Source organism: Maribellus luteus (assembly GCF_003576475.1).
GTDB classification, from domain to species: domain Bacteria; phylum Bacteroidota; class Bacteroidia; order Bacteroidales; family Prolixibacteraceae; genus Draconibacterium; species Draconibacterium luteum.
On record NZ_QWGR01000011.1, the window covers coordinates 45,511 to 69,470 of the forward strand.

19 protein-coding genes are annotated in these 23,960 nt (G+C 45.2%); 10 read left to right on the plus strand and 9 right to left on the minus strand.

All coding sequences use genetic code 11. From position 1 onward, the window contains the following. Window positions 1-177: 177 nt before the first annotated feature. The 3 genes from D1614_RS16860 to D1614_RS16870 form a co-directional block, all read right to left on the minus strand. A complete protein-coding gene (locus D1614_RS16860) occupies window positions 178-507 on the minus strand; it encodes a hypothetical protein (protein WP_119439147.1) in 330 nt (109 codons plus the stop codon). Window positions 508-617: 110 nt separating this feature from the next. After that, entirely contained in the window at window positions 618-5,633 is a 5,016-nt protein-coding gene (locus D1614_RS16865) for a tail fiber domain-containing protein (protein ID WP_119439148.1), read from the minus strand. Between the two features lie 118 nt (window positions 5,634-5,751). Next, window positions 5,752-6,249: a T9SS type A sorting domain-containing protein gene (locus D1614_RS16870; RefSeq protein WP_119439149.1), complete on the minus strand. Its 498-nt coding sequence runs from the start codon at window positions 6,247-6,249 to the stop codon at window positions 5,752-5,754. 314 nt (window positions 6,250-6,563) lie between these two features. On the opposite strand from D1614_RS16870, the gene D1614_RS16875 reads away from it, so the two are divergent. Continuing rightward, complete coding sequence (locus D1614_RS16875) at window positions 6,564-7,718, plus strand: AraC family transcriptional regulator (protein WP_119439150.1); 1,155 nt, start codon at window positions 6,564-6,566, stop codon at window positions 7,716-7,718. A 115-nt stretch (window positions 7,719-7,833) separates the two neighbouring features. Here D1614_RS16875 and D1614_RS16880 read toward each other — a convergent pair whose 3' ends face one another. The 4 genes from D1614_RS16880 to D1614_RS16895 all read right to left on the minus strand — a co-directional run bounded on the left by D1614_RS16880 (window position 7,834) and on the right by D1614_RS16895 (window position 12,813). Further along, window positions 7,834-8,883 carry a potassium channel family protein gene (locus D1614_RS16880; protein WP_119439151.1) on the minus strand — a complete coding sequence of 350 codons (1,050 nt, stop codon included), beginning with the start codon at window positions 8,881-8,883 and terminating at the stop codon, window positions 7,834-7,836. 9 nt (window positions 8,884-8,892) lie between these two features. Continuing rightward, window positions 8,893-10,188: a DUF2851 family protein gene (locus D1614_RS16885; protein ID WP_119439152.1), complete on the minus strand. Its 1,296-nt coding sequence runs from the start codon at window positions 10,186-10,188 to the stop codon at window positions 8,893-8,895. A gap of 717 nt (window positions 10,189-10,905) precedes the next feature. Then, window positions 10,906-11,436: an RNA methyltransferase gene (locus tag D1614_RS16890; protein WP_119439153.1), complete on the minus strand. Its 531-nt coding sequence runs from the start codon at window positions 11,434-11,436 to the stop codon at window positions 10,906-10,908. Window positions 11,437-11,553: 117 nt separating this feature from the next. Then, complete coding sequence (locus D1614_RS16895) at window positions 11,554-12,813, minus strand: arginine deiminase (protein ID WP_119439154.1); 1,260 nt, start codon at window positions 12,811-12,813, stop codon at window positions 11,554-11,556. Between the two features lie 109 nt (window positions 12,814-12,922). Between D1614_RS16895 and D1614_RS16900 the strand changes: the two genes are divergently transcribed. From D1614_RS16900 to D1614_RS16910, 3 genes are read left to right on the plus strand one after another with little or no spacing between them, the layout of a single operon-like run. Then, window positions 12,923-13,507, plus strand: a complete 585-nt coding sequence (locus tag D1614_RS16900) for a DUF4294 domain-containing protein (RefSeq protein ID WP_147384290.1) — start codon at window positions 12,923-12,925, stop codon at window positions 13,505-13,507. 1 nt (window position 13,508) lies between these two features. Then, on the plus strand, window positions 13,509-14,075 hold the full coding sequence (gene thpR, locus D1614_RS16905) for an RNA 2',3'-cyclic phosphodiesterase (protein ID WP_119439156.1): 567 nt from the start codon (window positions 13,509-13,511) through the stop codon (window positions 14,073-14,075). Beyond that, window positions 14,072-14,398 carry an antibiotic biosynthesis monooxygenase family protein gene (locus D1614_RS16910; protein WP_119439157.1) on the plus strand — a complete coding sequence of 109 codons (327 nt, stop codon included), beginning with the start codon at window positions 14,072-14,074 and terminating at the stop codon, window positions 14,396-14,398. The genes thpR and D1614_RS16910 overlap by 4 nt, the downstream gene beginning before the upstream one ends. Before the next feature lie 246 nt (window positions 14,399-14,644). Here the strand turns inward: D1614_RS16910 and D1614_RS16915 are convergent, their stop codons facing one another. Both D1614_RS16915 and D1614_RS16920 read right to left on the minus strand, forming a co-directional pair. Beyond that, entirely contained in the window at window positions 14,645-16,063 is a 1,419-nt protein-coding gene (locus D1614_RS16915) for a sugar transferase (protein ID WP_119439158.1), read from the minus strand. Window positions 16,064-16,158: 95 nt separating this feature from the next. Then, on the minus strand, window positions 16,159-17,022 hold the full coding sequence (locus tag D1614_RS16920; RefSeq protein WP_119439159.1) for a Gfo/Idh/MocA family oxidoreductase: 864 nt from the start codon (window positions 17,020-17,022) through the stop codon (window positions 16,159-16,161). A gap of 159 nt (window positions 17,023-17,181) precedes the next feature. On the opposite strand from D1614_RS16920, the gene D1614_RS16925 reads away from it, so the two are divergent. The 6 genes from D1614_RS16925 (at window position 17,182) to D1614_RS16950 (ending at window position 23,959) form a co-directional block, all read left to right on the plus strand. Beyond that, on the plus strand, window positions 17,182-17,835 hold the full coding sequence (locus D1614_RS16925; RefSeq protein ID WP_119439160.1) for a protein-L-isoaspartate(D-aspartate) O-methyltransferase: 654 nt from the start codon (window positions 17,182-17,184) through the stop codon (window positions 17,833-17,835). A 1-nt stretch (window position 17,836) separates the two neighbouring features. Continuing rightward, entirely contained in the window at window positions 17,837-18,475 is a 639-nt protein-coding gene (locus D1614_RS16930) for an MBL fold metallo-hydrolase (protein ID WP_119439161.1), read from the plus strand. Between the two features lie 106 nt (window positions 18,476-18,581). After that, the gene (gcvP, locus tag D1614_RS16935; RefSeq protein ID WP_119439162.1) at window positions 18,582-21,455 is read left to right on the plus strand and encodes an aminomethyl-transferring glycine dehydrogenase; all 2,874 of its coding nucleotides are present in this window, start codon (window positions 18,582-18,584) and stop codon (window positions 21,453-21,455) included. Window positions 21,456-21,502: 47 nt separating this feature from the next. Then, entirely contained in the window at window positions 21,503-22,306 is an 804-nt protein-coding gene (gene ispE, locus D1614_RS16940; protein WP_119439163.1) for a 4-(cytidine 5'-diphospho)-2-C-methyl-D-erythritol kinase, read from the plus strand. 177 nt (window positions 22,307-22,483) lie between these two features. Beyond that, window positions 22,484-22,819: a hypothetical protein gene (locus D1614_RS16945; RefSeq protein WP_147384292.1), complete on the plus strand. Its 336-nt coding sequence runs from the start codon at window positions 22,484-22,486 to the stop codon at window positions 22,817-22,819. A 129-nt stretch (window positions 22,820-22,948) separates the two neighbouring features. Continuing rightward, entirely contained in the window at window positions 22,949-23,959 is a 1,011-nt protein-coding gene (locus D1614_RS16950; protein ID WP_262707224.1) for a PorP/SprF family type IX secretion system membrane protein, read from the plus strand. Window position 23,960 lies beyond the last annotated feature (1 nt).

Sequence of the window (23,960 nt, forward strand, 5' to 3'; positions counted from 1 at the left end):
AAAGCGGCAGAGTACTCACCATTCGTTTTTGTGTTCTGTTTGGCAAAGCCGGATGTCCTTTCCGTGAAACTTTACTTTTGGGGCAGCCTTGTTTTTGAAAAAAGTGATAGCCTCACGGGGAATGAGGCTATCAGGGCATTAGGGGTGAGGACGCCAAACGTAGGTGTTGTAATTGGCTCATAGACAGGCTCGCTGCAGCCGTGTAATTCGCCGGAAAATATTTTTGCTGGCTTCCTGCAGCGCTGCGGCAAGCAAAAAAATATTGTGGATTGCCCGCCGCAGCTTTGCAACAAGCAAGAAATTTTTGTGGCTTCGTTCCTGCAACTTTGCAGCATGCCCGAAATTTTTGTGGCTCGCTTGCCGCAGCGCTGCAACACGCAAAAAAATGTTGTAGTTTGCTTGTCGCAGCAGTGCAACAGGCAAGAAATTTTTGTGATTCCCTTCCTGCAGCCGTGCGGCAAGCAATCCGGAAGCCGGGAAAGCTTGCTGCACGGTTGTTTCGGGCAAACATAGGTTGGTGTTTGTTTGGTTTCATGGAAGTATATCGTGATGACTTCTTTGCTTTCATACAAAAGGAAAATAAAAACTCAAACGGTTACTGGTTTGCCCGCAATTTTTTACTGGTTCATTTCAAGTATCAGGGCTTTAAGCTGTTCGATCTCCTGCTTTAAGCGATTGATTTCGGCCTGGTGCTGTTCCTTTATTTCAGTGATTTCGGCCTGCTGTTCCTGGATGGCTTTGGTTAATACCGGTACAATGCCGCTGTAATTAACCGACTTAAGCGCATCTTCGGTATTCGCAGTTCGTACCACTTCCGGCAAAATCTCTTCCACTTCCTGGGCAATAAATCCGATTTCGGTAGTTCCGTAGTCGGTACTGGTCAGCGAAGGCTTTTTACGATAAGTTACCGGGCGCAGCGCCTTAACCAGTTCCAGTGCTGCCGTAAAATCGGCGATGTCGGTTTTCAGACGTTTGTCTGAATTGGTTGTCAGGTTTCCGGCAATGGTCATTTCACCATTTTTTAGAAGTGTAAGGGCATTGCTCGGAGTTGTACTATTTCCATTTCCGATCACAAATAAACGGTCGGTTGCTATCGGCGAACTTGCACTTCCTGTACCTACCGTAGCATAAAATCCTAAAACGGTTTCGCCATACGATTGTGCTGTATTTTTGCGGCCAGTAACAAAACTATACGAACCACTGGCGGTATTGGTGTCTCCACCGCCAACTGCAGAATAAGTGTTGCTGGCGGTATTTTTATTTCCACCAGCGATTGTAGCTCCATTTCCACTGGCGGTATTGGCATTTCCGCCACCTACTGTAGTCATCCAGTTACTGGCTGCATTTCCGTACCCACCTCCAATCGTGGAAACATATTCACTCGCCTTGTTGATATAGCCGCCACCAACCGTTGCACTGGGACCAGTTGCCTGATTTTGCTGTCCTCCGCTAACCGTTGAATTTTCGGCACTTGCCAGGTTCGCGTAACCTCCACTGATGGAGGAATACAGTCCACTTGCTGTATTTCGGATTCCTCCGCCAATTGAAGAATAATCTGCACTGGCAACTTCCGTAGCAAAAGTTCTTTCTTGCTGCAAATCGACAGCTTTTGCTCCGCGTTTGTTTCCACCGTATCGGTTACCATCCGGCTGGATGGCAATAATGGCACCTGTTCCTTTGGGTTGCAAAACGATATCCACATTTGTTTGTACACTCTTTGGCGTTAATTTTACGCCATATTTTGAATCGAAAGTAAACGTACTTTCTGTCCAATTGGTAAGACCTCCTATTGTTGTCCAGCTTGTGCCTCCTGAACCATTTGCAGCCAGAACTTTGCCTGCATCACTAGTTATTTGTGCCGGTAATTCAATTTCGTTGGTAGAACTGATATCACCGTCTTCGGAGGCCAGCTGAAAGCCACTAACATCGGGAATAGCTGTGCGTATCTGGGATGCTGTGTCTTTAATGGCTTGCGTGTTGATGGCAATGCCGCTGATATTCTGGTCTCCGGTATTTTTCCCCGACAAGTTTGCCAAGTTGCTGATATCCGTTGCGTTAATGTGAGCAGCCTGACTACTGCTGAAACCAGGATCGGTTTCGCTGCTCAGAAAGCCACTAACATCGGGAATAGCTGCGCGTATCTGGGATGCTGTGTCTTTAATGGCCTGTAAATTAGTTAGAGTGGCTGCAATTCTTGCAGCTTCTTCGGTATCTACATCCGCAGTGCGGTCTGCAATTTCCTGTTCGATTGAGTTCTTCAGTAAAGTACTATCGGCCTTTGCTTTTATCTGGAGGGCGTTATCTGCTGCAATCCGGCTGGCTGCTTCTGCATCAATTGCATCCCGAAAATAGGTGCTGTCGCTTTTTGTTTTTGCTTGCAGTGCTGCATCGGCGGCAATTCTGGCTGCTTCTTCTGTATCTACATCTGCTGTACGGTCGGCAATTTCCTGGTCGATTCGGTTCTTCAGTAAAGTACTATCTGCCTTTGCTTTTATCTGGAGGGCGTTATCTGCTGCAATCCGGCTGGTTGCTTCTGCATCAATTGCATCCTGAAAATAGGTGCTGTCGCTTTTTGTTTTTGCTTGCAGTGCTGCATCGGCTGCGATTCTGGCGGCTTCTTCTGTATCTACATCCGCAGTGCGGTCGGTAATTTCCTGTTCGATTAAGTTCTTCAGCAAAGTACTATCGGCCTTTGCTTTTGTTTGAAGTACGTTTTCTGCTGAAAGGCGGCTTGCCGCTTCTGCTTCAATTGTAGTCTGAAAATAGGTGCTGTCGCTTTTTGTTTTTGCTGCCAGTGCTGCAACGGCGGCAATTCTGGCTGCTTCTTCTGTATCTACATCCGCAGTGCGGTCGGTAATTTCCTGTTCGATTAAGTTCTTCAGCAAAGTACTATCGGCCTTTGCTTTTGTTTGAAGTACGTTTTCTGCTGAAAGGCGGCTTGCCGCTTCTGCTTCAATTGTAGTCTGAAAATAGGTGCTGTCGCTTTTTGTTTTTGCTTGCAGTGCTGCATCGGCGGCAATTCTGGCAGCTTCTTCTGTATCTACATCCGCAGTGCGTTCTGCAATTTCCTGTTCGATTCGGTTTCTGAGTAAAGTACTATCGGCCTTTGCTTTTGACTGAAGTGCGTTTTCTGCTGAAAGGCGGCTGGTTACTTCAGCATCGATGGCATTTTGAAAATAGGTACTGTCGCTTTTTGCTTTTGCTGCCATTGCTGCATCGGCGGCAATTCTGGCCGCTTCTTCTGTATCTACATCCGCAGTGCGGTCGGTAATTTCCTGGTCGATTCGGTTCTTCAGTAAAGTACTATCGGCCTTTGCTTTTGTTTGAAGTGCGTTTTCTGCTGAAAGGCGGCTTGCCGCTTCTGTTTCAATTGTAGTCTGAAAATAGGTGCTGTCGCTTTTGTTTTTTGCTTGCAGTGCTGCATCGGCGGCAATTCTGGCAGCTTCTTCGGTATCTACATCCGCAGTGCGGTCTGCAATTTCCTGTTCGATTAAGTTCTTCAGCAAAGTACTATCGGCCTTTGCTTTTGACTGAAGTACGTTTTCTGCTGAAAGGCGGCTGGTTATTTCAGCATCGATGGTATTCTGAAAATAGGTGCTGTCGCTTTTGTTTTTTGCTTGCAGTGCTGCATCGGCGGCAATTCTGGCAGCTTCTTCGGTATCTACATCCGCAGTGCGGTCTGCAATTTCCTGTTCGATTAAGTTCTTCAGCAAAGTACTATCGGCCTTTGCTTTTGACTGAAGTGCGTTTTCCGCTGAAAGGCGGCTGGCAGTTTCCGTATCAATTATATTCTGAAAATAGGTGCTGTCGCTTTTTGTTTTTGCTTCCAGTACTGCATCGGCTGCGATTCTTGCAGCTTCTTCTGTATCTACATCCGCAGTGCGGTCGGTAATTTCCTTTTCTATCAGGTCTTTGAGTAAAGTACTGTCTGCTTTTGCTTTTGTTAGGAGTGCATTGTCTGCTGAAATCCGGTTGGCAACTTCTGCATCGATTGCAGTTTGAACTTGTGTACTATCACTTTTTGCTTTTGCTGCCATTGCCGCATCGGCGGCAATTCTTGCAGCTTCTTCGGTATCTACATCCGCAATACGGTCGGTAATTTCCTGGTCGATTAAGTTCTTCAGCAAAGTGCTATCGGCCTTTGCTTTTGTCTGGAGGGCATTGTCTGCTGAAAGGCGGCTGGTTACTTCAGCATCGATGGCATTCTGAAAATAGGTACTGTCGCTTTGGTTTTTTGCTGCCAGTGCTGCATCGGCGGCAATTCTGGCTGCTTCTTCTGTATCTACATCCGCAGTGCGGTCTGCAATTTCCTGTTCGATTAAGTTCTTTAGTAAAGTACTGTCTGCTTTGGCTTTTGACTGAAGTGCGTTTTCTGCTGAAAGGCGGCTTGCCGCTTCTGCTTCAATTGTAGTCTGAAAATAGGTGCTGTCGCTTTGGTTTTTTGCTGCCAGTGCTGCATCGGCGGCAATTCTTGCAGCTTCTTCTGTATCTACATCCGCAGTGCGGTCTGCAATTTCCTGTTCGATTCGGTTCTTCAGTAAAGTACTATCGGCCTTTGCTTTTATCTGGAGGGCATTGTCTGCTGAAAGGCGACTGGCAGTTTCCGTATCAATTATATTCTGAAAATAGGTGCTGTCGCTTTGGTTTTTTGCTGCCATTGCTGCATCGGCTGCGATTCTGGCAGCTTCTTCTGTATCTACATCCGCAATACGGTCGGTGATTTCCTGTTCGATTCGGTTTCTGAGAAAAGTACTATCTGCCTTTGCTTTTGACTGAAGTGCGTTTTCTGCTGAAAGGCGGCTGGTTACTTCAGCATCGATGGCATTCTGAAAATAGGTACTGTCGCTTTGGTTTTTTGCTGCCAGTGCTGCATCGGCTGCGATTCTTGCAGCTTCTTCTGTATCTACATCGGCAATTCGGTTGTTAGCTTCCTGCTCTATCAGGGTTTTGAAGTAAGTGCTATCGGCGCTTGCTTTCAACCGGAGAATATTTATTAATGCAGTGTGTGCTTCAATGGCATTGGCCTGAGCCGAAGTGATGGTCTTGGGTTTATTCTTTAAATCGTAATAGTAGCCGCTAAAGTCGTCGCTTGCGTCGGTATCAAGATTGGCCGGAACATCGGTGAGATGGATAAAACTGATACCCGTCCAGAAAGGTTGTGTTCCGTCGCTGCTTAGAAACTTCCCTGCGTTGCCGCTTTGTGCCGGTAGTTCGATTTCGTTGAAGGGGTCGGCGTCGGCATCGTCGGCGCCGCCTTCTACAACGCGCTGTGCCAACTGGGCAAAAGGCACACTCAGTAAGGGACTGGTTCCTAAAAATTCGCCGTTCACCGTTAGCGACAAATGATAGGGGCCATTCATCCAGCGAATAGCCTGAAAAGTTTCCGGGTCTTTTGAGCCAATTTCGAGGTTTATCAATCCAAACGTATTGGTTTGCAAATTCCAGTCTTCAGTATAAATGGGGGAGCTGTTTTCACCTTCCAGAACAGAGACGGTGATGGTTACTTCCTGGTTGGAGAGAACACTGCCTGAGGCATCGCGAATGACTGCCTGGTAGTTAAATGTTCCCGGGGTTTGCGCAACAGCACTTAAGGTAAGAAAAAGTGCAATAATGAGGCTTGTGAAATTTTTCATGAGTATCTGCTTGTTTTGATCTTGTGACAATTTTAACGCGTTGTGTGATTTTGTCCGTTCGTCCGACCTTTGGAGCTCTTCCTGTTGTCTGCTTTCGGACCGGGATTGGCTTCCCCGCCTATTTCTTTATGATTTTAAAGGTTTTTAAAGCAGTAGCTTCCTTGCTCACTCTCAGGATGTAAACCCCCGGAGCCAGGTTCTGAAAAGAGATTCTGGTGTTTAGGGCATCCAGCTTTTTGCGGATAATCAGCCTCCCAAAACTGTTGTAAAGTTCATACGATGTTTCAGTCGGCAATATTTCGCTTATAGCCAAGTTCAAGTTGTCGTTCACAGGGTTGGGATAGGCTTCAATCTTAATTGTCAGTTTCTCCAATTCGTCGATGGCAGTTACCAGTAAATTTGTTTGATGAAATCCCTGTGTTATTTTCAAGTCCGGTTTTTCAAGTGTGGTGATGATTGTTTCACCCAAAGTGTAGGAAACCGTAACATTTTGTCCCTGCAGATAAGCTCCGGAGGAGGCTGTTACGGATTGAATCTGGGCGGATGAATAAGTTGCAAAAATGGAAATGCATAACGCGAGAAGCAGGCATTTTGCTGCCAGTAAATTGTTCTTCATTGATGTTGGTTTTGTTATCCGGAATGTCCCCCTTTAGGGCGGGAAACTTACTACTCCTGTAATGGGCTTAAAAGTAAATCCACGTTAAAACAGGTGCAATAAACAAGGTGTCTCAATAAGCACAATCTTGTCTCAATAAGTGCAAAAAGGGTGGTTTGTCAGTGTTGGAGGCTTTATAATGAGCAGGAATTGTTCGTTGGGAAAATAACCGCACAACATGCTGTTTGTATCAAAAAAATAGGCAATCGCACTTTTTATTTGATGGATAAACGAGGCATTTTGATATTTTCGCGCTCTAAATAAACCTGACATCAATGAACTTGTCTGTGCTCATCCTTTTCATCGTCTTTATTATCTTTTTTGCCTTTGCTCTTATTCTTTTTTATGTGGCTCAGTCGATGAATAAAAAAGGACTTTCCTATTTGTACATTGCATTTTTTCTGAAAGCCATTCACGTTCTTCCGCCGGTGCTGGCCAGCTTCGATCTGAACATAAATTACTCGGTTTACATTAACACGGCCATCAAAGTAAGTTTATTGCCACTTTATTACCTCTACCTGGTAAAACTTGGGCAGCAAAACAAAAGTATCCGTCTCATCGAGTTGTGGCATTTTGCGCCGATGGCAATTGAGTTAATTCTCGGCCTGGCCATTGCTCCGAATCATGCACATGAAGTAATTGGCAGGATTAATTTCAACGACAATAGTTACATGAAATTAAGCATCGAGAACAACTTTTACTTTAACGTACTTTCGATTAGCGGAAAGTCGTTTGCGTTGGTACAGTGTGTTGTCTACTCGTACCTGATTTATTACAATTTATACCGGAAATATCGCTTTAAACTGAAGCAGCAAATCACCAACATCGGTTCGAATAACCTGCACTGGATAAAAGTTGCTGCGTTTTTGTTCATGGCCGAATGCCTGCTGGTTGGGCTCCACTTGTTTGGAATTTATGTAAATCAGTACTTGTATGCCCTCACCTACATGTATTTGTTGTTTTTCGGGTTTTACTTTTTTATTCATTCCATTTTGCAGCCCGATCTTTCGTTTATTGATGACGAAATTGACGCGAAAAATACACCGAAACCATCGAAAGAGCCGGATTACCCGCATAGAAACCGAGAAGCGCTGGAGAAGTTTATTCATCAGTTTGTGCAGGAGAAACTTTACCTGCAACCTGAATTAACCCTGGCTGGTGTGGCTGAGGCTTTTAATATTCCCCGTTATAAAATCACGGAGATGATTAAGATGTCGGAGTATACAAACTTTTATGATTTGGTAAATCAGCACCGTGTTGAACACAGTATTCGTTTGCTGGAGACACTGCCAGCCAATCATTCGCTGGACTCAGTCGGAATAGCATCCGGCTTTAAATCGCGGTCTTCGTTCTACCGGGTATTTAAAAACCAGGTAGGGAAAACGCCGAGTTCTTATATTTCTGTTCCTAACAGTCATTTGAAGAATTGAGAAATACTGAACAGTGGTTGAAGAAGTGTATCGTTACCAGATTCCCGGAAGTACATTCTAAATTAAATGATGATTGCAATCGTTGTCCGATATTCACACTAAACAACAACGGATATCATTTCTCTGAAGTCATCAGCTCTTTTAGTCTCGTGATCTGTTCCTGGTTGGCAAGCACAAAAAGCTGGTCGTTTCGCGACAGGATCATGTTGGGATCGGGATTGAAAACATAACGTGCCCCGCTGATTTTGATCCCGACAATATTGGCCCCCGTTTTTTCCCGTACTTTTAATTCGCCGATCGATTTCCCGACAAACTGTTGCGCCAGGTTTCGGCACGATATTTCTTCCAAAGCCACATCCCGGGTTCTTTGAAGCAGGATGTATTCGATAAATTCCACCACATCGGGTTGGTGAACCAGTTTTGCCATGCGCTGTCCGCCAATACGCTCGGGCATAATAACGTTGGTGGCACCGGCACGTTTCAGTTTCATCTGGCTTTCAATTTCCGAAGCACGGCTAATCACCGTTAATCCCGGGTTCATGCTTCGGGCGGTAAGCACCACAAATACATTGTCGGCATCGTTGGGGGTGGTGGCAATCAGGGCCCGCGCGTTATGAACGCCGGCTTGTTCCAAAACATCCTCGTGCGTGGCATCGCCTTTTATGTAGAGCAACTCCGGATTTTCACGTATGCGCGAGATCACGTTGTCGCGCTTGTCGAGAATAACAAACTCAACTCCGTTTTCAGAAAGTTCCATGGCCGCCTGTTCGCCGTTTCTCCCGTAACCCACAATGATTACATGGTCTTTCAGTTTTGCAATTTTTTTGTCCACCCTGTACGTTTTTATATAATTAGCCAATTCTCCGTCAAAAATAAAGCGGGCAAGGTTGGAGCCTACGTAAGCCAAACTTCCCAAGCTCAGAATAATAAGTATGATGGTAAACACTTTCCCCATCTCGGTTGGCTCGTGCCCCACATATCTGAAGCCCACCGTGGAGATGGTAATCACGGTCATAAAGATACTGTCGAGCAGGCTCAAGCCCTCGATAAAATAATAACCCACGGTGCCAAATGTCAGGATAGAGGCCAGCAGCCCAATCCCGATTTTGATGGTGCGGTTTGATAATACCTGGAACTTGTTGTATTGATGCGTTGTAGATCCCATTTAGAATGATTATTCGCGCTCTGAAACCAGCTTAACTCCTACCTGGCAATTTAAACATTTTTTTGTTTCGCAGTAGTTGTTTTTTAGCTGAAGTAATGCCTGAGTTTCAAAGGCCGACCGTGCTTTTATTCCAAGTTCAGCCCATTTGGCTACAATGGAATTAACTTCGGGAGGTAGCTGTTCCAGAAACTCCAGCGCCCGGTTTTTCAGGTGGTTTTTGTTTTGCTTTTCACCGTAAACAAACAGAAAGGGAATAACCACGTTTATGATCAGAACCTGAATCGACGTTTCGCCTAATTCTTTTGCTTGCTGGCTTTTAGATGCTTTATTGAAGTTGTAATGCGTATCCCAGTATTCAGAAGCTTTTACCCTAAAAAGCGTATAGAGTTCCGAAAGACTTTCCATTTCTATAATGTTGGAAAACAAGGATTCTGACCGGTGAAAAAGCGCCGCCAGTTGCGAAATACGAACCGGCGGAAAGTTGACAGGGCGCAAGCGAAGAAATTTCCAGAGATGGCTTTCGATGGCTTTTAACTCATATTTTTTGTACAGAAACGAGTATTCTTTCCGCAGTTTCAGGTAGTAATCATCGCCCAGCAATTGGTTGTTCAATAATCCTGAATTGCCAAAAAGAAGGGCTTCCAGCTGGAAGAGGTTGTTTTTATGCTTGGCAAGCAGCGATGCTGGCAGCGACCGGGCAAGCAGTTCAAACGGAACTGCATTAACTTTGAACCCGAATGACCGCGCCAGCACCTGGTAAAAAGTTTCGTTCCAGTCGTTGTTGTTGAGTTGGAGTCGCGCCAGAATCGCTTCGGTTTTGCTTTCGAGGCGTCCGATCATCAGTCGGTTAAAACCCAGCTGAAGCAGGATCGGATCAATGCGGTGAAAACGGTTTTCGCAGGCAATCCAGGTTTTGGCATCCAGCAGGCTTTGATAGTTGTTTCGCAGGTATTCCGGATACGTCAGTACCAGCGTTGGAATGGTTTCTCCATTGGTTCGTGCAATTTCAGTATCATAGGTTTCCACAACGTGCAGCACCACATTGTCGTATGCTTTGTCGTTTTGATGAAGGTGTTTGTTCCAGTCCGAGGCTTTTACGTGTATTTCAATATTTCCGGCCCAAACCGTATCGCCGAGTTTTATCCGGGCGTTGAAAAAATCAGGACCCGAGTCGGTGTTTCTTTTCCCTTGATGAATAATTTCAAGGGCTTCTCCCGAACAGGTTTCTATATTTTCAGACTCGAAAAGACGGTTTTCCCAGATGTACTGCAAAAACTCTTCGGGCATGTTGAACGGGGTATTCATTTCATTCAATTTTCTTTAAAAGTAAAGAATTTTCAGAAATGTTGCCCAACGTAATTTTATTTAAAATGCTCAATTATACATTGATAAATAGCCGCTCGTTGAATAGATTATTCGAATTTGTAAGGTTTTCTTACTTATACTTATTTGAGGCTTATCAGCCGGATTTTACTATTTGTCATGACACAAATAGTAAACATAAAAGTCTAGGCTGCGTCCGCTTCGCTCGAAAAAGCTACGTGTTGTCGGCTAAGAGTTCGGAACTCGTCGTACCTCCTTAAACAGCCGAACTCTTTTGACGCCGACTTCACTTGTTTTTCGGCTCACCGCCCGAGGCCAAAGTGCGCGATCTGTTACGGCATTTGAAACGAGGATGGCCTATTTTTATCGATCCCCGAATCGAAACCCAGGGTTAGTGAGGGCGGGAAGCTCTGAGGAATCGAAGAGATCACCCGTCCGAACTTAGCCGGGGTGAAGATGACGGGTGAAGATAAAAAGCAGCCTTGACTTTTCTGCTTCGTCTTTGCGTCAAGGCAAAGATGAAGGCCTCCGGCAGGAAAAAAATGGTTAAATATTTATGGGGTAGATTAAAAAATGAGGCTGGTACTATTTTTATAATCCAGTGAAATTTAAAAAAAAACGTGATGGAAAACTTTTTACGTTAGGGTTTCGCAAAGAATAATTTCCATGTTAAGCTTACTAACTTATTGAAGGTACAATTTATCCCCGCATTTTCTGGAAAATATCCCAAAGCACAATTCCGGCGCTAACCGAGATATTGAAGGAATGCTTGGTGCCGTATTGCGGAATTTCAATGCTGCCGTCGCAAAGGTTTACCACCGATTGTTTAACTCCCTTTACTTCGTTGCCAAAAACAAGCGCAATCTTTTCATTCTCACCGGGCCGGAAATCGGGCAGCATAATGCTGTTTTCCACCTGTTCGATGGCGTAAACCGTAAAGCCGTCTTCTTTTAAGCTTTTGACCACTTCTTCGGTATGTTCGTGGTATTCCCAGGCAACCGACCGTTCGGCATCGAGCGCCGTTTTGCGAATTTCGTTGTTGGGCGGTGTGGCGGTAATTCCGCAGAGGTATATTTTACGAACCAGCAAAGCATCCGACGTACGAAATACCGAGCCAATGTTGTGACAACTCCTGATGTTGTCGAGTACCACAACCATCGGCGATTTTTCTGATTCCCTGTATTCTTCCACCGTCAGCCGGTTAAGCTCGCTGTTTCTTAGTTTTCGCATTATTTGTAAGCTGTGAGCCTCGAGCCATAAGCTTCGAGTATGTTTCTAAAAGATAAATTCTTTTTTATGTTGTCAATATTTTTTTGAGGCTGTGATTGTCAACCGAGACTCTAAAGATTACCAATTCACTTTTGCTCTCCTGATCGGTTGCGTCATACAGCGGGCGCCGCCACCACCTCTTGCCAGTTCCGATCCGGCAATGGTTACCACACACTTTTTGTAATCATCGATCGAGATCTTTCCATCTATTACATCGGTAGCGGCAAGTATTTCGTAGCCCTTGCTGTTAAGTTCGTCCAGCGTATGGTTGTTGCGCTGGTAGCCGATGATTTTTCCCGGTTCAAACGCAAAAAAGTTGGCTCCGCTGTGCCATTGTTCGCGTTCCTGCATCCAGGCATCTACGTGGCCTCCGCAGGAGATGGGCTCGAGGTCCATTCCCAGTTTCTGAAGCGCAGCCGGAATGTTGGGGTGCTCTTCTATTTTGTTCACTCTTCCGTTTTCGATTTCAAGATGAATGGTCCGGTAACGGCTCATGCCAAAAATAACCGGCGGGTAAACCATGCATTCATGCGTATTCAGAAAAGTAAAAACCATATCGAGGTGAATAAAGGATTCGGGCGACGAAGGCAGCTCCTGTACAATGATGTGGTGTTTTTCTTTCTTTGTTCGTTTGATGCTTTCGATGATAAAGTCGATCCCCTGGGTGCTGGTTCTGATTCCTGTTCCGATCACAAAAATATCTTCGCGGGCAATCTGAACATCGCCGCCTTCGATGGTGGAGCGCGGATGCACCTGGATTTCAGAAGCCGGTTTTGACGGGTTTAAAACAGTTGTTTCAATCTCGGGATGATGGTTAAAGATGGCATCCATGATCATCGACTCGCGTTCGCGAACCGGGTTGGCCATTTTTCCCACCAGCATGCTGTCGTTCATTCCCATGGCCGAGTCGCGCGTGAAAAACAGATTGTGCAGCGGTCGCAACCAAAAACGTTCGTTGCTGAGGTAGTTGGTCAGGTTGTTCTTCTCCAGTGCAACACCTTCTATCAGCAGTTTGCTCATTACATCCGCCGGAGTGTTAAGCAGCGATCTGCTGAGCTCATTTTTTTCGAGCGTGCAAATGTCGTTTAGTAACTGGCGTCTCACTTCCTCTTTTTCAAGAATAACCGACAGCAGGTCTTTTACCTCGAAAACTCGGGTAACTTTTTGCAACACACCTTTTAACTGTGCGTATTCTTTCGAGGCAATCGAAAGATTCAGAATGTCGCTGTACAAGGCCCGTTCGGCATTTTCGGGTGTCATGTTTTCTACTTCCGACCCCGGTGTGTGCACAATTACGCCTTCCAGTTTGCCGATCTCAGAATGAACGCTTGTCTTCATACTTCGTATAGTTTTTTAGTGGATCAAATATATAAACTTTGCTTGGCCTGTAATGGATTAATTATTTATTCGTTCTACTTTTACACGGATAATTTTTAAAAACATTCGCTTGAGGAAATGGGTATTGATATTGGCAGGGCTTCTGATGGCGGGGCTTACACGGGCACAACAACCTGAGCGGAAAGAAGTAAATCTGGGCATAATTCAGAACGGCGATACCGTGGTGTTTAAAAACATCAAGGAAGTGATTGTTTTTCCGGAACGAGAGTTTAAGAACAAACGCGACTACCGGCGTTATTCAAGGTATGTGCAGAAAGTGAAAAAGGTGTATCCTTTGGCTGTTGAAGCGCGCGAACTGCTGGTTGAATACCAGCCGCGGTACGAAGCGCTGGAAGACCGGGGCGATCAACGAAAGCTGATGAAGAAGCTGGAGAAAGAGCTGCTCGATAAACACAAGAACGAACTGAAGAAATGGTCGATCTCCGACGGTAGGATCCTGTTAAAGTTGATCAACCGCGAAACCGAGCGAACACCCTACAGCCTGATTCAGGATTTCAGAGGAGGCTTTAGCGCCGTGTTCTGGCAGGGCATTGCCAAGTTGTTTAAAAACGACCTGAAAGCCGGCTACAATCCCGATGACGAAGACAAAATGCTGGAAGAAATTGTAACCTTAATTGAGTTGGGGTATCTATAAAATGAACAAGGAAATAAGAACTTTTGTTGCGGTTAAAATCATTCCGGAGAAAGCATTGATGGATCAGTTTCAACAGTTCAAAAGTATTTTTAGGGGCGATGGTATCAACTGGGTGCAGGAAGATAATTTCCATCTTACTCTTCGGTTTTTGGGGAACACGTCCCGTTTCCAGGCAGAACAATTATCGGAACGTTTTGCTGAAGTAGCCAGCGGTTTTACTTCTTTTGAGTTTGCAGTAAAAGGTGTCGGTTATTTTAAAAGCAAGGGCAGTCCGCGTGTGCTGTTTCTGAAAATCAGTGATTCGGAACAGCTGTCGGCTTTGGCATCAGAAATTGAGACGTCGGTAGTTGCTGCCGGTTTTCAGGAAGAACAGAAAGCATTTCGTCCACACCTTACGCTAGGCCGAATCAAGCACTTGGGTAACCGCAATCGTTTTTGTTCGATTGTTGATGATTTGCCGGAGGCTCTTTACCAGCGGGTGAAAGTTTCGGAGTTTATTTTTTACCAGAGTATTTTGCGGCCGGAAGGGCCCGTTTATCAACCCATAGAAACATTTCAGTTAAAATGATTGCACAAACACCACAACCACCGTATTACGCGGTGATCTTTACTTCGGTACGAACCGAAACCGGCGATGGCTATAGCGAGATGGCTGACAAAATGGTTGAGCTGGCTAAAAAGCAACCCGGATTTCTGGGCGTAGAAAGTGCCCGGAACGAAATCGGAATTACGGTTTCTTACTGGGAATCGCTGGAAGCAATCCGAATGTGGAAAGCGAACATTGACCATTTAGAGGCACAGCTTTTAGGAAGAAAGAAGTGGTATAAAACTTATAAGACCCGAATTACAAAAGTGGAACGGGATTATGAGTTTGATGGGCTGAAGAGTTGAAGGACTGAAGGATTGAAGGATTGATGGACAGAGGGACGGAATGCAAGAATGCTTGAATGGAAGAAAACCGAGACATCGAACCTCGTTTAGTTGCCTATTGAATTTTGCCTATTGCCTATTTTGGGTTGATGGACTGATGGGCTGAATGCTTGAATGCAGAAATAAGCTACGAGCTGCTAGCTGTTTCGGCAATACAGCATCTCCGCAACACAATAATACCACATCTCTGAACTTTGAACACTGAACTCACTTCCCATTTCCCTTCACACTGACCATAACCGTATAGATCAGTATTTTAAAGTCGATGTAAAGCGAGATGTTTTTCAGGTACATCATATCGTAGGGAAGCCGTTCTAGCATTTCGTCGACATTGGATGCATAGCCGTATTTTACCTGCCCCCACGAGGTGATTCCCGGCCGCAGTTTGTGCAGGTGGGTGTAATAAGGCGCACGCTCAACTATTTGTTTTATGTAGAATTCTCGCTCGGGGCGCGGCCCTACCAACGACATTTCACCAATCAAAACGTTGTAAAACTGCGGGATTTCATCGAGGTGTGTTTTTCGCAAAAAACGGCCAATTTTGGTGATTCGCCCGTCGTCTTCCGAAGAGAGAGCAGGGGTGCCATTCTCGGCATCCTTTACCATGCTGCGCAGTTTATGAATATGAAAAGGCCTTCCAAAGCGGCCAACCCGCTCCTGTTTGTAAAACACCGGTCCGTGCGAAGTGCTTTTTATGATAACCGCGAGCACAACAAAAACCGGGAAAAACAAAATCATGGCAATCAGCGAAAAAAGAACATCGAGCATTCGTTTGGTGTTTTCCTGCCAGGCAGGCATTAATCCGTTGCTGATTTTTATAAGTGGGCTGCTGTAAATCGTATTTACTTTAACGGTTCCCGAGAGGAAGTCGTACAGGTCGGGAATGCCCCAGATCGTTACCTGCCGGTTTTCAATTACCGTAAGAATTTCGCTGGCTTTGGCTTCTTCGTGGGGTTCAAAAGCCAGGATCACTTCTTCGATGTTGTTTTGCTGAAGAATGTTTAAAATATCGTCGATCTCTCCCAGGTTGGGTAAATGATCTTTCAGTGCATCTTCGTTGTTGTCTTTCAGCGCAATGTATCCCACAAATTTATTTCCGGCCGGACGCAGCTGACTGTTCATGTCCTCAAAAAGTTTCAGGGCCTTTTTATTGCTGCCGACAATCAGTGTGTTGAACCCGATTTTACGCCGGTGAATTTTATGGATGGTTCCGGTGGTTAATACCAGCCTGAAAAAGTAAGTCAAAGAGAAATGTAGTCCGAATAAAACCAGCAGCGACTGGTAGTAGTTTTTGTACGATTCAATCCAGTCGTCGAGCATAAAGGCAAAGAAAAGTACGATAACACCCACTACGGACGTAGCAAAAGTCTGTCCCAGTTCGAGTAACCGGGAGCGGCGGAAAATATTCCGGTAAAAACCGGTGATGTAATAAAACAAAATCCAAAAGGAAGGAATGATGATGAGCGCCAGGAAAAACTGGGGAGTGAGCTCAAAAGGCACATCCCAGCCTCCAAAAAACTGGGGCTCAATAATCTCTTTCCGATAGATAAAAAACAAACCCCAGGAAAGGGCTGCTGCCAGAAAATCAAAAGTAAGGTATTTGACGACCTGCCGCTTTTTGTTCATTCGCTCCGATTAAGTCTGGTTCCGTTTATTTGCAATTCAGCAGTAAAACGGACGACCTGGATTTTTATTGCCGCAAAAGTAGGCTTTTACATTCACTAAAGGGAAGAAAACTGCATCAATTTGCGGTTGATCTTTTGCACCACATGCATGGCAATCAGGTAATCTTCGAGGCAGCTGTTTTTCTTTACCTTTTTTTCGATGGTTTGCACAAAATGATCGAACTCGTTTGTGCGGGAGTATTGGTCGAGGTTCACCGCCTTGTTGTTGCATAGAAATGTTCCCTGCGTAAAGTTGAAGGCCACAAACTGGTTGTCGGCGTATATTCTGATTTTGAAATCGTTGAGCGATTCCAGTTTGCCGTAATTAAGGCTGATAACCGAGGCGTCGTTGAATTCGAGGCGCACGTTGGAAAAACGGGAGCTGTTAAAGCCTGGAAAAGCAACCGCGCCTATTTTTTTGGGGCTGATACCTGTAATGCCAAGCAGCATCAGCAACATGGTATACAACGATTCGCTGGCCGTTCCGCCGGGTTCGAAGTTCGAATATTCGATGAAGGCAGGTGTGTGCACGTTTTCGTTCATCCACTGAATGGCCGGTGTGAAATAGTATGGATTAGTGATTTGTACCACCGATCCCGATTCGTTGGCGAGCTTGTTCAGTTCGGTACATTCGTCGATCGTAAGTGCCGGATGTTCGGTGCAGAAAATATGCTTCGACTTTTTGATCATTTCCTGCATGAGCCTGAAGGCGTGCGGAGTGGAGTTGTCCATCAGAATTACATCGGCACGTTCAACCAGTTCCACCCGGTTAAATTCGGGTACCGAGTAATGAAAGCTATTTAGCTGGGTATGACTCCCAACGGAGGCTTTCCCTATGATGTTTACTGAAGAATTTTCCTTTAATTTTAATGCATGAGGTTCCAGAATAGCTGTCTTCCCAATTAGCCCGACATTCATCATTTTTCCAGATATTTATACGGTTTCAGCAAAGGTAAACGTCAGTTTCATATAAATTTGATATGTCAGCGCTAATTTATTAACGTTAAATGTTAATATTGAACAAGGGTGCGCCTCGTTTAAAAGGGGCAATTCGTTTAATTTTGTGATTTAACTTCAGGAATGGATCAAAATGATAATCCTCGTCACCAGGGCCTCCGCAAAAAGCTGGTTGACGGATTGAAAATAAAAGGAATACGAAACGAGAATGTTTTGGCGGCCATCGGAGAGGTGCCGCGCCACCTGTTTATGGACAGCGGGTTTGTAAACTTTGCCTACAAGGATCAGGCTTTTCCTATTGGTGCCGGGCAAACCATTTCGCAGCCCTACACGGTGGCTTTTCAAACGCAGCTTCTGGAGGTTGAGAAAAACCAGAAGGTTTTGGAAGTAGGCACTGGTTCGGGCTACCAGGCAGCAGTTTTGTGTGCCATGGGAGCTAAAGTGTTTACCATCGAACGGCAAAAAGAGCTGTACAACAAGGTGCATAAGTTTCTGCCTGCAATCGGGTATTCGCCGGCCTGCTTTTTTGGAGATGGCTACAAAGGCTTGCCTACCTTGGCTCCTTTCGACCGGATTATTGTTACTGCCGGTGCTCCCACTGTTCCGCTTCCCCTGAAATACCAGTTGAAAGTGGGCGGGAAAATGGTGATCCCGGTGGGTGACAACAATAAACAGGAAATGTACGTTGTTAACCGTGTAGGCGAAAACGACTACAGGATTGAAAAACATGGCCGCTTTTTATTTGTGCCCATGTTGAAAGGAATCGTTAATTTCTGATATGATAACAATACAAAAATTTGTAGTGAATCCTTTGGGTGAGAATTCCTACATTCTGTCGGACGAAACAGGCGAATGTGTGTTTGTTGATCCTGGGTTTTATTACACCGAAGAGAAAGAAGAAGTAAAGGAATACATTGCTGCAAACAAGCTAAAACCAGTCATGATTGCCAATACGCATTGTCATTTCGATCATATTCTGGGGGTGGAATTTGTGCGCGAACAATACGGAATTCCGTTTTATGCCCATGCCGAAGATGCTTTCCTGGTGGAACGGTCGGTTAGCCAGGCACAGATGTTTGGTTTCGATATGCAGGAGGTAAAGCCAATGGACGGCTGGTTGCACGAAGGAGAAACACTCAAATTCGGAAACACCAAAATGAAAATTCTTCATGTTCCCGGGCACTCGCCGGGACACGTAGTTTTTTACTCCGAGGAAGAGAATATTCTGGTTGTTGGCGACGTGCTTTTTTACGGAAGCATTGGCCGGACTGATCTTCCGGGAGGAAATTACGATACCTTGATTTCGGGTATCAAAACAAAATTGTTAACGCTTCCTGAAGATGTTAAGGTGTATTCAGGACACGGACCCGAAACATCGGTTGGCGTTGAAAAATGGTCGAATCCGTTTTTAACGTAGACAAAAAGTTCATTGAAAGGAGTTGTTGGTTTAAAATCATTTTTTGAATGCCCGGCTCCGACTAATTTTGTAGAAAATTCAATCAAATAAATTAATTCATTCACAAATGTCTCAGGATAGATTCGTAACCCGCCACATTGGACCGCGGAACCACGAAATAGCAGAAATGCTGGAAGCAATTGGCGTATCCTCTATGGAGGAATTGTTGGAACAAACCGTACCTTCCAATATCAGGTTAAAGCAACCCCTTAAATTGAACGAGGGTTTGTCGGAGCGGAAATATTTCAGAAGGATTCTGGAACTGGCATCCAAAAACAAGGTGTTCAATACGTACATCGGCATGGGCTATTACGATACCATTACTCCGGCAGTAATTTTACGTAATGTGTTGGAAAGCCCGGCGTGGTACACTTCTTACACTCCCTACCAGGCGGAAATTTCACAGGGACGATTGGAGGCTTTGCTCAATTTTCAAACCATGGTAAGCAGCCTTACCGGAATGAAAATTGCCAATGCTTCGCTGCTCGATGAGTCGACTGCCGCTGCCGAGGCCATGGTTATGATGGCCAATCTTCGTTCGCGCCAAATGGTGAAAGCGAATGTAAATACGGTTTTGGTGGATGAAAAAATGTGGCCGCAAACCCACGATGTACTCAGAACAAGAGCACTTCCGCTGGGATTTGAACTGAAAATTCAGCCCAAAGACAGTTTTGAATTTGATGAGACTGTTTTTGGTGTTATCGTTCAGTATCCGGATTCTAACGGCGAAATCACCGATTATGCAGAATTGGTTGAGAAAGCACACGAAAAAGAGATAAAAGTGGCCGTGGCAGCCGATTTGCTTTCGCTGGCTATTTTAACACCTCCCGGTGAGTGGGGTGCTGACATTGTGTTTGGAAGCACGCAGCGCTTTGGCGTTCCGATGGGATATGGTGGTCCGCATGCAGCCTTTTTTGCTGCACGCGAAGAATACAAAAGACACCTGCCCGGCCGCATCATCGGTATTACAAAAGATATTCACGGGAAACGCGCGCTGCGCATGGCGCTTCAAACCCGCGAACAGCATATTAAACGCGAAAAAGCAACATCGAACATTTGTACTGCCCAGGCCCTTTTGGCCATTATGGCAGGTTTCTTTGGCGTTTATCACGGTCCGGAAGGAGTTGTGGCGATCGCTCAGCGCATTCATAATATTGCTGCTTTCCTGTCGCTCGAAATTGAAAAACTGGGATACAAACAGCTCAATACAAACTTCTTTGATACCATCCGGATTGAACTTCCGAAGCATGTAAAACGCGAAGACATTGAATGGTTGTCGCTGGATTTGGAAATGAACTTCCGCTATTTCGAAAACGGAAATGTGGGAATCAGTATCGACGAAACAACCAACCCGCAGGACATTGCGTGGATTATTGAGGTGTTTGCCAAAGCGGCGAATAAAAAATTCCAGGTGGCAATGGAATATCCCAAGGGATTTGCAGTAGATGCAAAATTTGCCCGTACCAGCGAATTTATGACCGAAGAGGTTTTCAATAAATACCGTTCGGAGACTGAAATGCTCCGCTATATTAACCGATTGGCACACAAAGACATTTCGCTGACCCAGTCGATGATTTCGCTGGGGTCGTGTACCATGAAACTGAACGCTGCCACAGAAATGCTGCCATTGAGTTGGATCGAATTTAACGGTCTTCATCCTTTTATTCCTAAAAACCAGGCACGTGGTTACCAGGAAATGATGGAAGAGCTTCGCCGCGATTTGGCAGAAATTACGGGTATGGCTGATGTAAGCCTGATGCCCAATTCTGGAGCTGCGGGTGAATATGCCGGATTAATGGTGATCCAGGAATACCACAGAAGTCGCGGTGACGATCAGCGCGATGTGGTACTCATTCCTGCTTCAGCCCACGGAACCAACCCTGCCAGTGCTGTAATGGCCGGTATGAAAGTGGTGGTGGTTGCCTGCGATGAGCGCGGAAACGTGGATATGGCCGATTTGCGCGCCAAAGCTGAACTGCACCGCGACAGGTTGTCTTCTTTTATGGTAACTTATCCTTCTACTCACGGTGTGTTCGAAGCTTCCATTATCGAAATGTGTGAGGTGATTCATGATAACGGCGGTCAGGTATACATGGACGGTGCGAATATGAACGCACAGGTAGGTTTGACCAATCCCAGAATGATTGGCGCAGACGTTTGTCACCTGAACCTGCACAAAACATTTGCGATTCCGCACGGTGGTGGCGGCCCGGGTGTTGGCCCGATTGGCGTTGCCAGTCACCTGGTTGACTTCCTGCCTTCGCATCCGGTGATTAATAACGGACATATTGGTATTACGGCTGTTTCGGGTGCTCCATGGGGAAGTGCTTCGGTACTGCCAATTACTTACGGTTACATCAAGATGATGGGCGCCGAGGGACTAACCGAAGCTACAAAAGTGGCCATTCTGAATGCCAATTACATTGCCGGAGCATTAAAAGACAATTACGGTGTTTTGTACACAGGCGAAAACGGCCGTGTAGCTCACGAGCTGATTCTGGAATGCCGTCACCTGAAAGCTTCATCCGGAATTACAGAGGAAGACATTGCCAAACGGCTAATGGATTACGGATTCCATGCTCCAACGCTTTCATTCCCGGTTCATGGAACACTGATGATCGAACCAACAGAGAGCGAGTCGAAAGCGGAGTTGGATCGCTTTATCAGCGCCCTGAGTTCGATTTTTGAAGAAGTGAAAGAAGTGGAGACAGGAGTGGTAGATAAAGAAGATAACGTGCTGAAAAATGCACCACATACTGCTGAAAGTATTTGTGCCAACGAATGGACACATGCCTATCAGCGAGAGAAAGCCGCTTACCCGCTGGAGTGGGTGCGCGAAAACAAATACTGGGTTCCGGTAGGCCGGGTAGACAATGCCTGGGGCGACCGAAACCTGATTTGTACCTGTGGTTCGCCTGAAGAATACGAAGCATTCAAATAAAAAGCAGAGCCATCCGTATTTTCGGATGGCTTTTTTATTTTTGTGCCATGATATCGTTTCCGAATGCCAAAATAAACATAGGACTGAACGTTGTTTCCAAACGTGCAGATGGTTACCATAACCTGGAAACGGTATTTTACCCGGTAAAGCTGGCCGATGCTCTCGAACTGGTTGAATCAGAAAAACCGGAATTTTCAGCGTCAGGAATACAAATTGACGGAGCACCTGAGAGTAATCTTGTTTTCAAAGCTTACCATTTGTTACAATCCAAATTCAATTTGCCGCCGGTTCATCTTCACTTGCATAAGGTTATACCTTTTGGTGCGGGCCTGGGAGGCGGTTCTGCCGATGCTGCTTTTACCCTGAAAGTGCTGAATGAATACTTTTCATTGGAATTGAATGACGATCAATTGGAAAAGTATGCGACAACACTGGGAGCCGATTGCCCCTTTTTTATCCGGAACAAACCTACCTTTGCGCATGGTATCGGGGATCAATTCGAGGCAATCGAGCTGGATCTTTCTGGCTATGAAATAATTCTCTTAAAACCGGAATTTTCGGTTGGCACTGCCGATGCTTACCGGAACATCATTCCTCAAAAATCAGATTTTGATCTTCGAAAACTGGCTGATTTGCCCATTGAAGAATGGAAAGACCGGGTGAAAAATGATTTTGAAAAATCTGTTTTTCCGCAGTTTCCGCAAATCGCATCCCTCAAAAATCTGTTGTACGAAAACGGTGCAGAGTATGCTTCCATGTCGGGAAGTGGTTCGGCCGTTTACGGCATTTTTCGCCATTCACCGGTAGATTTGGCTAAATTCACCCCTCCAGGTATTTTTATTTACCGATAGTTTTGGCTTTTCGCCGACCTTAGGATTTCATTAACATTTTTTTTATTCTTTTTAACAACGAAGGGTGTAACCTTTGTATCCGTAAATAGTCTATTAAACTGAAGACAGAAACAGAAAAAAGACCTTAAAGAAGGCAAACAGAAAACAACAGAAAGAAAACAATTAACAAGAAGAAAGATGAAAACTAGAATGAATCACTTAGCTGCAATAGCCATTTTCGCGATCATAATTTTTACCGGAAATGTGAATGCACACGAAAACAAAGCAAAAGCCTCGGGCCATGAAGCATTGACTGAAACTTCGCTGCAGATTGAAAACTGGATGACTGACGAGCACGTTTGGAACGTACAGGCAGCACCCGGTACTGCTCGCGAAGCTGAAGCAGAATTGAAAGTGGAAAGCTGGATGACGGATCAAAAAGCATGGGAGCTTGCCTACCTGGCAGCCACCGAAACCGAAGGTGAGTTAGCACTAGAAGACTGGATGATGAACAACACATATTGGAAGATATAAGTTAAAGAACGCGATTAGTTTTATTTGAATTTTAGGGGTTGTCAGTAATTGACAGCCCTTTTTGTTTGGGGTCTTTTATAATAAGCACCTTTTAAAATATATATTTGCGAACGAAAGAAAAACCGAACTGTGTCAAGGCTAAAACTCAATATCCTGTTTTACGTTTTATTTTTAACCTCATTTTCTTTGGCAGGACAGGATGTTTCTTTTTCCCAGTTTTATGCCAATCCGTTGTATCTAAATCCCGCATTTGCAGGAACCATGGGAGTGCCCCGAATAGCAGTGCAATATCGGAATCAGTGGCATGCATTTGATAATGCTTTTACCAGTTACACGGCCTGTGTTGATGTTCCTGTGCCCAGACTGAGAGGGGGCGTTGGAGTGTATTTTTTGAATGACCTGCAGGCTGACGGTGCACTGAACGCTTACCAGATAAATGCAGCTTATTCGGTTTTTGTTCCCCTTAGTGAAGATTTTGTGATGAATGTTGGTATTCAAGCTGGATTTAACCAGAATTCTTTGCGTGTGAGTGAATTGGTATTTGCTGATAACGTAGATATTGTTAGTGGGAATCATGGCGTTTCAGGAGAATTGGCATACTTAACAGATCCGAATTATTCATTTTGGGATTTTGGAACGGGTGCCTTGGTCTACAGTGAACGCTATTTTGCCGGGGTTTCAATAAACCATTTGTCGGAGCCCTACCACAGCCACTCTTCCGGTGAACTGTCAGGATCCAGGCTAAACAGGAAATATACTGGGCACTTTGGTGCAAGGCTCCCCGTGTATTTGCATGGGCATCTTCGGAAAAAGTTTGATATCTCTCCGCAGGTGATTGTACAGAAACAGGGCGATTTTCAGCAATTCAATTACGGATTGTTTGCTACCAAACGAGGGATTGCCGTTGGTACCTGGTTTCGCCAAAACTTCGGGTTGCGATACGACGCTGTTATTTTATTGGTCGGATTTGTTAGGAGTAGGTGGCAGTTTACTTATAGTTACGATTTTACGGTATCAGGATTGGCCGGAAACTCTGGTGGAACAAGCGAGGTCTCACTTGTGTTTCTGTTGCGTGAGAACAAAAGAAAAAGCCGGCTTCCGTTTTATGAGCAGTATTACGACGAATTCGGAGAAATGTGAT